This window comes from Shewanella sp. SM21, from assembly GCF_025654335.1.
In the GTDB taxonomy this organism is placed as follows: domain Bacteria; phylum Pseudomonadota; class Gammaproteobacteria; order Enterobacterales; family Shewanellaceae; genus Shewanella; species Shewanella oncorhynchi.
The window spans coordinates 140,843-153,374 of the sequence record NZ_JAKKRL010000011.1 but is presented as its reverse complement, the minus strand read 5'-3'; the positions used below and the strand labels follow the sequence as shown (position 1 = coordinate 153,374).

The 12,532-nt window shown below is 43.4% G+C and carries 6 protein-coding genes; all 6 read left to right on the top strand.

Annotated elements, in window-relative coordinates; genetic code table 11:
• The coding region (locus L5L94_RS16020) for a VCBS domain-containing protein (RefSeq protein WP_263163994.1) at positions 1 to 6,095 on the top strand (6,095 nt) is incomplete at its 5' end.
• A 91-nt stretch (positions 6,096 to 6,186) separates the two neighbouring features.
• On the top strand, positions 6,187 to 8,364 hold the full coding sequence (locus tag L5L94_RS16015; protein WP_105250446.1) for a type I secretion system permease/ATPase: 2,178 nt from the start codon (positions 6,187 to 6,189) through the stop codon (positions 8,362 to 8,364).
• Positions 8,361 to 9,743, top strand: a complete 1,383-nt coding sequence (locus tag L5L94_RS16010; RefSeq protein ID WP_131523362.1) for an HlyD family type I secretion periplasmic adaptor subunit — start codon at positions 8,361 to 8,363, stop codon at positions 9,741 to 9,743. Before L5L94_RS16015 ends, L5L94_RS16010 begins: the two co-directional genes overlap by 4 nt.
• A 29-nt stretch (positions 9,744 to 9,772) precedes the next feature.
• Positions 9,773 to 11,194, top strand: coding sequence for a TolC family outer membrane protein (locus L5L94_RS16005; protein ID WP_212600653.1), 1,422 nt, complete (start codon positions 9,773 to 9,775; stop codon positions 11,192 to 11,194).
• Positions 11,191 to 11,799, top strand: a complete 609-nt coding sequence (locus L5L94_RS16000) for an OmpA family protein (protein WP_105250449.1) — start codon at positions 11,191 to 11,193, stop codon at positions 11,797 to 11,799. The genes L5L94_RS16005 and L5L94_RS16000 overlap by 4 nt, the downstream gene beginning before the upstream one ends.
• A 19-nt stretch (positions 11,800 to 11,818) precedes the next feature.
• Positions 11,819 to 12,526, top strand: coding sequence for a transglutaminase-like cysteine peptidase (locus tag L5L94_RS15995; RefSeq protein WP_105250450.1), 708 nt, complete (start codon positions 11,819 to 11,821; stop codon positions 12,524 to 12,526).
• Positions 12,527 to 12,532 lie beyond the last annotated feature (6 nt).

The window sequence follows — 12,532 nt, the reverse complement described above, 5'->3', positions numbered from 1 at the left end:
GCAACTACGGTTTCTTCAGCATTGATGCCGACGGTAACTGGACCTACACCTTAAACAACAGCCACAGCGACGTGCAGTCACTCAAGGCGGGTGAAACCCTGACCCGTGACATCACGGTCACCAGTGCCGATGGCACCGCCAGCCACACCGTGACCATCACCATTGTCGGCGCGAACGATCCCGCTGACATCACGGTCGGTAACGGCGACAGCGATGCTGGCACCGTCACYGAAGACGGCGATTCCGACACCCTGCCAGGCACAGTACAAACGGTGGCTGGCACCTTAACCGTCACCGACGTCGACAACGGCGAAGCGGTATTYCAAGTGCAAACCAATGTYGCCGATGGCAACTACGGTTTCTTCAGCATTGATGCCGACGGTAACTGGACCTACACCTTAAACAACAGCCACAGCGACGTGCAGTCACTCAAGGCGGGTGAAACCCTGACCCGTGACATCACGGTCACCAGTGCCGATGGCACCGCCAGCCACACCGTGACCATCACCATTGTCGGCGCGAACGACTATCCAGTAATAAATTCCGTATCAAATGCTACGGTATCTGAAGAGGGGCTACTTAACGGTATAATTGATGTTATTGGTAATTCTGATACTACAGATGATGTTTCTGCTAGAGGCACAATAAATATTAATGATGTTGATGGTGACTCTTTAAGCGTTTCACTTTCTGGCCCAACAGAATTAATGTCAGGCGGACAAGCTGTAAATTGGCTCTGGGATGCGAATACACAAACACTAATAGGCTACACAGGTGTTATTGGCGGCTCTTCCTATGTTGAAGTTATGGCTGTAGTTCTAACCGCTCCAACTTCTGATGATTCCAATTGGACCTATGATGTGACTTTAAAGGCACCACTTGATCATTCAGACACTACATCTGAAGATACTATTACATTCGATATAGGTATTACTGTTAATGATAATCATGGTGGCACCTCTACAGGTAGCTTTAGTGTTACGGTTGAAGATGACGCACCTGAAATCGCATCTATTAGCCCTGTCGAAGTAACGAATATAGATATTCCTGATACTTTAGTCGGTCTATTCTCTCTAACTGGCTATAGTGGCAACAACAATCTTCTTGATTTTGATGGTTTTACGATCACAGCCAGAGGATTTACCTCTTCAACAAACTCTAATTTAATTGATGCCGCAATTTATGGAAGTGGTAACGGGATAGGAGTTAGCAGTGTAGGGGCTCCTTATCATAATCTCGCGAACGAAGTCGATTTCCGTAAATTTGCAGATGGAAGTTCTGCATCTGAAGAAATCATCATTACTCTCGATCCAGGTACTGTTGCCTACGGCGTGAATATCCAGTTTTCCCATATGTTTGGCGGCGAGCTAGAAGTAGGAATTGTTGAGTTCTGGCGTGATGGTCAGCTTATTGCCACTCAAACATTTAGCTCTGACGCTAATAGTGGTGACTATGCTGCTAATTTCCAAGTCTTACAAGGCGGATTTGATACCATGGTTATCAAGGCGCTAGATAATGGTCAAGGGCCTCACAGCAACGATAATAGTGATTTTACAATAACGGCAATTGAATTTACTGGTTCACCAACCCCTCCAGCAATCGCTTTTGCTACGGGAGTAATCAGCCCAGAGTGGGGGGCTGATGGTAAAGGCTCATTAACGTTGACTGGCAGTACAGAAAACAATTTGCTTACAGCATCAGGCAGCACAATTACCATTACTCAAAATGCAAATACGCTTACTGGTATAGATGAAAATGGTGAATTAGTATTTAGATTAGAATTTACACCTGGAACAGGCACTTGGGAGTTTTTCCAATACCAAGAAATGCTCCAACCTTCTGATGGCGATATTGATTTCACAGTAAGAGCAACAGATCGTGATGGTGACTACACCGACGGTTCTTTCTCGGTTATTCCGCAGTTATACATAGCGCCACCTTCTGCACCAGAAGTGACCATTATCGATGACACTAATAATGACTCGTATTTAAGTCCTACTGAAGTAGGAAATGACGACGTTCAAATACAAGTCGAAATTGATGCTGCGGATTTTGCTGCTGGAGGCTATGTCAAACTCACTATTACAAACAGTGGTGTAACAACCAATGTCGAACTCAAACTGGTCAACGGTGAACTGCAACTTGCAAATGGTTCTCCAGCAACAGGTTTTAGTTATAGTAATGGTGTCATCAGTTGGACCGAAAGCACACCTGCGGCAGGCCAAAACATTACAGTAACCGCCACCCAAACAAACTTTGCCGGAAATACTTCTCCTTCCGGCTCTGACAGTGCAGCTGTTTATCTGCCTGATAATCGCCAAATCGTTGTTAATGAAAGTGATCTTCGTGACAATATTCCTAATGTTGTCTCAAGTACAATTAGTTTTACCGCAGGAAACCAAGCACTGACACAGTTCCGTTTTAATGAGTCCACCATTAACGCTGCGACCAACCTTGCTGCTGGTGTAAGCATAGTGTGGGCCATTGCCGCAAATGGCGCGCTAATAGGTTCGATAGATAGTATTGACGTGATTCAATTAACCCTCAGCGGCGGCTCAATTGCTGCTGGTACAGCGGGTGATGTCACAATTAATGTTGAACTTCTCGATAACATAAAACACTTGAATGCTCTCGATGGCACAAATCTAAATTCACTGATCAATGGTATTATTATTGAAGCTGTTAGCGCCGATGGTAGCGTTTTGACTGGTAATTTAAGCATAGTTATTAATGACGATCTAATCTCCATCGACCCTGTAAGTACCTCTGGAGTAAATAGCTCTAATGCTGACAACATAGTAGGCGCCCTCAATATTATTGGAGCCGATGGTAATGATCATACCCTTGATGATAATTACAGCATAAGCCTTACAACGAATATTACGGGATGGAATGGAACAACGGTTACATTCGCTAACTCCGGTATTACGGCCGATGGATTAACTGTCTTTTACTACGTTGATCCAGCTAATCCAAATGTGCTTATTGCATATACAGATACCAATGGTACAGCCTCTGCCTATACAGGAGCAGCCAACCAAACGTTAATATTTACATTAACGACTAATTCTAATAGCAATGAGTACACTTTCGATATCAATCAAAGCATTGATGAACTTTCGACTATCCAAATCGCAGGCTTAGTTGGTGGACAGGGCGGTATCGGTGATGCTGTCTACGTCACGAGCAATAACTCAGCGAGTGGCTATGGTGTCTATAACGATATTTCTAAAATCCCATCAGGGGAGAATATTGCATTCACACTGACCGCCCGAGATCAAAATGGTGATCTTGGCCGTGTCAATGGCACCAACAACGGCTTTGGAGTTGACAATCCAAGTGTTAGTGGTAACGAAGTTTTAATTGTTAATTACTCTGAAGATGCTGCGACTGCGAGTTTTAATTTTACAGGCGCGACATCAATTCATTTTAAAGCCTATGATGAACAAGGTAATCTGCTAGGTGAAGGAAATATTACCAGCGGCCAAGTCATCCAGAACTTAGGTTCGATTGGTTATATTGAATTATCAGCTTTAGCAGGGACAAACTTCCAATTTACTGGCACAACTGCACAGACAATTGTGAGCTCCACTCAAAATGTCGATTTACATTTTGATGTAACAGTCACAGATAGTGATGGTGATACTAATACTGGCAGATTTAACGTCCATCTTGAAGCACCCAATACAACCCCAATCGCACCTGTTGCTCTAACCACTAACGCTATTGCAAGCCTTAACGAAGCAGACTTGCAGGCTGGCGCCCCTGATATGAGCGTACAAACACTCAGCTTTAAGTCCGGTAGCAACTCCATTGGTAGCTTCCAATTTGGTGATTTTAGTAGTATTTCCGTAACTGGTATTAATGCTCAAATTCATTGGGTGATAAATGCTGCAGGTCAATTAATCGGTACCGTTTATGGACGCGAAGCACTTCGCTTAACTTTAGATTGGGATCGTATTAATGCAGGAGAACAGGGAGATGTCACAGTTACCGCAGAATTACTCACTAATTTACCCCACAGCGTAAATGTGGATAATCTTACGGTAAATGGAATTAAAGTTGTTGCTATCGATGGTGCGGGTAATACAGCACATTCCACTGTCACTGTTAATGTTGCTGATGATGTGGATATTGCAAAAAATGATACAGACCAACTGGATGTTGTTGTTGACTCATTTAAGTTTTCTGGAGTTGTTGCTAATTGGCAAGGTACTACTGGTGGTACAAATATCACTAAATATGATGGTCCAGATAACGATACAGGCCTAGATCAGATTCGTTGGGGTGACCCATCTAGTTGGTATGGAAGCCAATCAGGCTATGGCTTTTTGGATAACGATGCAGCTTTACAGGGCTCGCTATCGCTCAACCAGGATATCGTTTTGGGTACATTTACCCACTACAATTATTCAATTACATCAGGTACATCTATTACTGCAGCCACAATGCAAGTGACCTTTAACGTCACAGATGCATACGGAGTAACCACACCTGTAACCTTAACACTTAACTTCAATCATAACGAAACACCTAATACGAACGACCCAATTGCTTCACGCGATATTGTCACTGTAGGGCAAACTAGTGTGACCTTCAACTATGAAGGTCAAGTATACACAATGCAAGTTATTGGATTTAAAGACACTAATGGCAACATTGTCACATCTATCTACACGAATGAAGATGCTGCGACAAGTTACCAACTGGTTGTACGTATGGTTGCCGGTAATGGGTATACCTTACCAAACACTGACGGTAATGTGTTGACAAACGATGTAGTTGGAGCTGATGGTCCATTGACCATTATTGGGGTGGCCAAGGGCGATCTTACCAATACAGGCGGTGTATCTGGGCAAGTAGGTTCAACCATAACGGGCTTATATGGCACTCTGGTACTAAATGCAGATGGTACCTATAAGTACCAACTCACAGCAAATGCAAGCCAATTACCAGCAGCAGGAGCGTTAGAAACCTTCACTTATACCATTCGAGATAGTGACGGTGATGTATCAAGTGCAACCTTGAAAATCAACGTTAATCCCGTCAATAGCGATGGTATTAATATTGCGGACGCCAACCTTATTACCACTCAAGGCTCTAGTCTGAATGACACTATGGTCGTTGTTAATGGTGAAAATGCTAATAACCAAAACCAAAAAATATTAAACGTCAGTTTTGGGGGGGGCCAAAGCGGTATCATCACAAACAGTAACGGCAAAGAGGTTATTGCTTCTGGAGCTAACAATAAGAGCTATAGCACTACGGATATCCAAATCGTTAATAGCGGCGAAGGTAACGATCATATTGAAACCGGCAAAGGTAACGATGTTATCTATGCGGGTAAAACAGGCTCGACTGGATATGGTTCCGATGATGCTCTTGAGCTATCAGTCAATACGCTCCTAAATCACCATATTATGACGGGCGAATTAACTGGCTCTAACAGATTGGTTGATAGTAACGGGCTATTATTGGCTAATGATGTCGCTTCACATAACGCTGATATTGTAAATGCTGGCAGCGGTGATGATCGAATTTATGGTCAATCTGGCTCTGACATTCTCTATGGTCATACTGGTAATGATTATATTGATGGTGGTAGCCACAACGATGCACTTCGTGGTGGAGACGGTAACGACACCTTAATTGGTGGACTCGGTGATGACGTCCTGCGTGGTGATAGCGGCGCTGACACCTTCGTATGGCGCTATACGGATGCAGACCAAGGTACTGACCACATCATGGACTTCAATGTAAGTGAAGATAAGCTTGATCTGAGTGATTTACTCCAAGGAGAAACGGCTAATACGTTAGAAAGCTATCTGAACTTTAGCCTAGATAGCAATGGCTCTACCGTTATCGATATAGATGCAAATAAAGATGGAGTTATTGATCAACATATTGTGCTTGATGGGGTTAACCTCTATAGCCAATATGGTGCAACTGATAATGCGGGTATTATTAATGGCTTACTCGGTACCAATGGTAGTGGGCCGTTAATTATCGATACCCAGCCTGTAAATCCAGAAACACCGCAGGGATTAACTAGATTTACTGATGATCCTAATACCAATGGCAATGTGATCCCTTAAATAAAATCAGTTCAGATGGCCTATAGAAATATAGGCCATCATGACCGATACTTGCCATAACCATATAAAAATCCAAAGGATAAGTAATTAGGTGTCTGCTGCAGCTTCTGAAAAAATTGATCAATGGACCATTTCAGCCTCACAAAGAGTGTTAGTGGATCCTTTGCTGGATTGTTTAGTGTTACTCACTGAGCATTTTGGCAATCCGTGCTCGAGCGATTCGCTTGCGGCAGGTTTACCCTTGTCAGGTACCGTATTATCACCTGACTTATTACCTCAGGCGGCTTCAAGAGCGGGTCTAGCGGCTAAGCTATCTCGAAAAGGATTAAACGAAGTATCACCTATATTGCTCCCCTGTATTTTATTATTAAAAGACAAAAAAGCCTGTATATTGCGAGAACTTGATGTTGCATCAGATAAAGCAATTATTCAATTACCCGAGACGGGCGGTGAAGAGACACTGACAATTGAGTCGCTCGAAGCCTTATATGTGGGATATTTATTCTTAGTCAAACAAGAATACCGTGGCGACATGGGCTTTGATGTTTATCTACACGATAATAAAACCCACTGGTTAGTCCAAACCCTCAAAGATTCAGCACCCATTTATCGTGATGCATTAATCGCTTCTGTATTGGTGAATTTATTCGCCTTAGTTTCACCGTTATTTATTATGAATGTGTATGACAAAGTTGTCCCAAACCTCGCCTTTGAATCCCTTTGGGTTTTAGCGATTGGTGCGGCGATTGCTTATATGTTCGATCTTATCATGCGGCAACTTAGAAGTTACCTCATCGATGTTGCAGGAAAAAAAGTAGATATTATTGTGTCTTCGCGACTTTTTGCTAAAGCGATAGGTATTCCCCTAGAAAAACGTTCTCCTAGTATCGGCGGCATGGCGAAGCAGTTAGGTGAATTCGATAATATTCGTGAAATTTTAACTTCGGCAACGATCACAACTTTAGTCGATCTCCCCTTCGCGATATTTTTCTTAATTATTATTTTTATTGTCGCTGGTGATCTCGCTATAGTTCCAGTCATTGGCGGCATCATCATTATTGGCTTCACGCTTTATATTCAACCTAAACTCAAAGCGGCAATCGAAGAAGGCAATAAATTTTCAAGCTTAAAACATGGGCATTTAATCGAGAGCTTATCAGCGCTAGAGTCAATTAAAGCTAATGGTGCTGAAGGAATTGTGCAAAAAAGCTGGCAACAGATGATAGGCCACAGTGCAAACTGGCAATTAAGGTCAAAAAAGCTCTCCAACTCAGTATCGAACGTAGCGAACTTTACGGTGCAATTTACCGTTGTCTGCGTGGTGATTTTGGGCGTTTATCGTGTGGCTGATAATGCGATATCTATGGGCGGAATTATTGCTGCGGTCATGCTATCGAGCCGCGCCATTTCACCTATGGCACAACTTGCAGGCCTGATGACGAGAGCAAACCACACAGCCAGTGCACTACGCCAACTGAATGAAATCATGACTCAAGAAGATGAGTTTGAAAATAAAGGACATTTAGTTAGCAAACAAAGACTCATAGGCAAGATCAATGCTGATCATGTTGGTTTTAGTTATCCCGGTTCTGAAAAGCCTGTGCTGCATCCGATGTCGCTGACGATTAATCCTGGCGAACGCATTGCCATTATCGGTCGAAATGGTTCAGGTAAAAGTACGCTAGCTAAGCTACTGGTCGGGCTATTTCAACCCACGGCAGGAAGCTTGCGCTACGACGGTTTAGACTCAGCACAGATTCATCCGAGTGATTTACGTCGTAATTTTGGCTACTTACCCCAAGATGTCACCCTATTCCATGGTTCTATTCGCGACAATATTTTATTTGGTACACGTCAAGTCACTGAACATCAACTCATCCGCGCGGTACAGCTTTCTGGTGTGAGTCAATTCACCAACCTAGAAGCAGAAGGCCTAGACCAACAGGTCGGCGAAGGCGGCATGTCACTCAGTCGCGGGCAAAGACAAACTGTCGCCCTTGCTCGCGCCACACTGAATGATCCCCCTGTGTTACTGATGGATGAGCCTACGGCGAGTTTAGATGCTCGCGCTGAACAACAATTTATTCGTTCAATGCAAAATGTCAGCAAAGATAGAACGTTAATTCTTATTACCCACAAGATGCATTTATTGCAACTCGTCGACCGCATTATTGTACTTGAACGCGGCCATGTGGTTGCCGATGGACCTAAAGCAGAAGTGCTAGAAAAACTCAATTTTGGCCTAGTGAACGGAGAGGCTAAAAGATGAGTAAACATTTAACAACAAACGACTTAGACATGGTTGATGATGTCTATGGCGCCATGATGACAGACGCTCCCAGCGGACACAGATTAATCATATGGGCACTTGCTGCTATGGTAGTGTGTTTTTTACTGTGGGCGGGGTTTGCTCAATTAGATAAGGTTACGACTGGAACGGGAAAAGTGATTCCTTCATCACAAGTTCAAGTGATCCAAAGTCTAGATGGCGGCATAATGCAAGAACTCTACGTTCAAGAAGGTGAGATAGTCACAAAAGGGCAGCCTTTAGTGCGTATTGATGATACCCGCTTTCGCTCCGACTTTGCTCAACAAGAGCAAGAAGTTTATGGCTTAAAAACCAATGCTATCCGCATGCGCGCCGAACTCGACAGCATTCTAATATCAGACATGACCTCTGATTGGCGTGAACAAGTGCTAATTACTAAAGAAGCATTGATATTCCCTGAAGCTATCATTGCTGCGGAACCCGCCTTAGTGAAAAGACAACAAGAGGAATACAACGGACGCTTAGATAACTTAAGTAACCAACTTGAGATCCTCGTACGTCAAATTCAACAAAGACAGCAAGAAATTGATGATCTCGCCTCTAAAACAACGACATTAACGACGAGCATGCAGCTAATCTCCCGCGAGCTTGAACTCACTCGACCTTTAGCCAAAAAAGGTATTGTTCCTGAAGTTGAGTTACTCAAACTCGAACGCACGGTAAACGACTTGCAAGGTGAATTGAATTCAATGCGTTTACTCCGCCCTAAAGTGAAAGCGGCATTAGATGAGGCTATCTTAAAACGCCGTGAAGCCGTATTTGTTTACGCTGCAGAGCTGCGCGCGCAGCTCAATGAAACTCAAACCCGCCTCTCTCGAATGAATGAAGCACAAGTTGGCGCACAAGATAAAGTCAGTAAGGCGATTATCACCTCCCCTGTTAATGGCACCATTAAAACCACACATATCAATACACTGGGTGGTGTAGTGCAACCTGGGATCGATATTATCGAGATAGTACCGTCGGAAGATCAACTGCTGATAGAAACTAAAATCTTGCCTAAAGATATCGCTTTCTTACATCCAGGATTACCCGCCGTAGTAAAAATTACCGCCTATGATTTTACCCGCTATGGCGGCCTTAAAGGAACTGTCGAACATATTAGTGCCGACACCTCTCAAGATGAAGAAGGCAATAGTTTTTATCTCATCAGAGTTAGGACAGCAGAATCTAGTTTAACCAAAAACGATGGCACACAGATGCCAATTATTCCGGGAATGTTAACTTCAGTTGACGTTATCACGGGGCAAAGATCCATACTTGAGTACATTTTAAATCCAATTTTAAGGGCTAAGGACACAGCGCTCAGAGAGCACTAAGCCTTTTTTTATAAACCGGGAGGTTGGTCATGAAGACTTCAGCAATACGACAATTTCAATGTTCAAAGATAGCCATAGTGCTGTCATTAATCCTGTTACCTTTATCGGCTCAAAGTCAGACGTTAGAACAAGCCGTTGCACATACGCTAGATACAAACCCAGATTTACGAGTGGCATTCAACCGCTTTAAAGCGCGAGAAGAACAAGTTAATCAAGCGATAGCAGGCTATATGCCAACTATTGATGTCAATGGTGGCTACGGTTACGAACAAACCGACAGCGTATCGACACGTAGACGACCCAATATCGGCGAAGTCGATAGCAAAGGGGTGGCTGAATTAAATCCCGGAGAGTTTGGTGTTAGCATAAAACAAATGCTTTTCGATGGTTTCTACACCAGCAGTGAAGTTGATCGTTATAGCTTTGAAGCTAGCGCAGACCAATGGGCACTGCTTGCTGCAGCTGAAGATATGGCACTCGATGTCAGTAAAGTCTATCTCAACTATTTACGCACCGATGAAGTGTTAAAATTAGCCGAGAAAAACCTTAACAGCCATAAAGAAATTTATGACCAGATTAAACAACGTACTGACTCAGGTTTAGGCTCAATCGCAGACCTATCACAAATCTCGGGACGTTTGGCGCGTGCTAATGCTAACGTTATTTCTGCTCGCAACAATTTACTTGATGCAAAAGCACAGTACGTCAAAATTGTAGCGTCGGCTCCGGCAGACTTAATATTACCAGTGCCAGATGCAGACATGCTGCCAAAGGATCTTAGCTCTGGCATTATTGTTGCGCAAGAGAATCACCCCATACTCAAATCTGCAGCAAACGATATTAGTGCCGCTGAAAATGAACGCTCTTCAGTACAATCCAATTACTATCCTCAGGTTTCTTTAGAACTGAATGGTAACTGGAATAACGATATCAGCGGCGAAGATGGAATATCAGGTGCTGGTGCTTTCCGCAGTGATGTGGGTGGTCATAGTAACGATCTCGTCGCCATGGTGAGAGTGAGATACAACTTATTTGCGGGGGGTAAAGATCTTGCCCGTGAAAAAGAAACTGCTTACAAGTTGGGTGAAGCGAAAGAAATCCGCCAACGCGCCCAACGTGAAGTTGTTGAAGGGGTAAACCTAGCTTGGAACGCATTTGAAATGCTAGCGCCGCAAAAACAATATATTCGCGATCATGTCGTGGCCGCAAAGGATACTCAAACAGCCTATGCGCAACAGTTTAACTTAGGCCAACGCAGTCTACTCGACTTATTAGATACCGAAAATGAGCTCTTCGAGGCGCGTAAAGACTACTTACAAGCTGAATATGATGAAGTTATTGCTAAGTATCGCGTGCTCAATTCTACAGGGCGATTATTAGACTCACTTAAAGTCACTAGACCTGATGCGTGGCGCGGAGAGCGCAATTATGAAGGAGGAGCTAACAAATGAAAACTCTCACATTTTTTCTAAGTGTCACTCTTTTAGCTGGTTGTTCGATGCGCGATACGGTTAATATTGACGAAATGGTCACAACTCAAACCTATGATCTATCTGATAAAGATAGCGATGGTGTCATTGAAGCCCGTGAACGCTGCAACGACACAGCCCAAGGGGCAGGTATTGATAACTATGGCTGTGGCAAAATAAAAGCGATTAACGAGCGAAAGGAAATAAATATTTTATTCCCGAATGACTCTGCTTATATTGCGCCTGAGTACTATCCTCAAATTGAAGAGGTGGCTATTTTTCTACGTCAGTATCCAACGACCAAAGTGACTATCGAAGGTCACACGAGTCGCACAGGAACCGATGAACGAAATACAGTATTATCTCAAGAACGTGCAAATGCTGTCACCGCTGTACTGGCTGAACGCTTTAGTATTGATAGAAGTCGATTAACTGCTATTGGATATGGTTCTAGCCGCCCAATTGTTTTAGAACAGACGCCGGAAGCAGAAATTCGTAACCGTCGTGTTGTTGCAGAAGTCACTGGCGATGATACGGCAGCAGACATGAAATGGACAATTTACTCGGTCGATGACAACTCAAAATAAAGGACTAACACATTAGGTTATGAACGGCAGACTTGATTATAAAGATTCATTATTGCGAGTCTGCCGCTTTAGCCTAATAGCGTCAGCCCTAGGCATATGTTGCCTATATGCGGCCCCCACACAAAACCTTGATGAAGTGAAGATAACTTCAACCCTAGAAAAACATTACGGCGAACGTGCTGGAATGCGAGCAAGGGCTTGGTTCAAAGTGTTATCGGAAGCGAGTACGCTAGATGAAAAAGAAAAGTTATTGAAGGTGAATAACTTTTTTAATTTATTCCGTTTTGTGGATGACAGTAAATTATGGGGAGACTCGAATTATTGGGCAACGCCGATGGAGTTTATTGGTGTGAATGGCGGTGATTGCGAAGACTTTTCGATCGCAAAATACTTCACTCTACTCCAACTTGGTGTTCAAGAGGACAAGATGCGGATCACTATGGTTAAAGCCACTACGGTTAATCAATACCACATGGTATTGGCTTACTATGAAACACCATCATCAATTCCTTTAGTGCTCGATAATCTTGACCATGAAATAAAACCCGCCACAAAAAGAAAAGATCTACTGCCTGTTTATAGCTTTAACGGTAAACAGTTATGGCTCAATAAAGAGCAAGGTCGAGGCGTACTGGCAGGGTCCTCAAAACGATTAGAAAAATGGAACGATCTTAACCATAGATTAGGTGTTGACCGTCTTAGGCAACCAAAATTAAAACTGGAGTAGCACCAA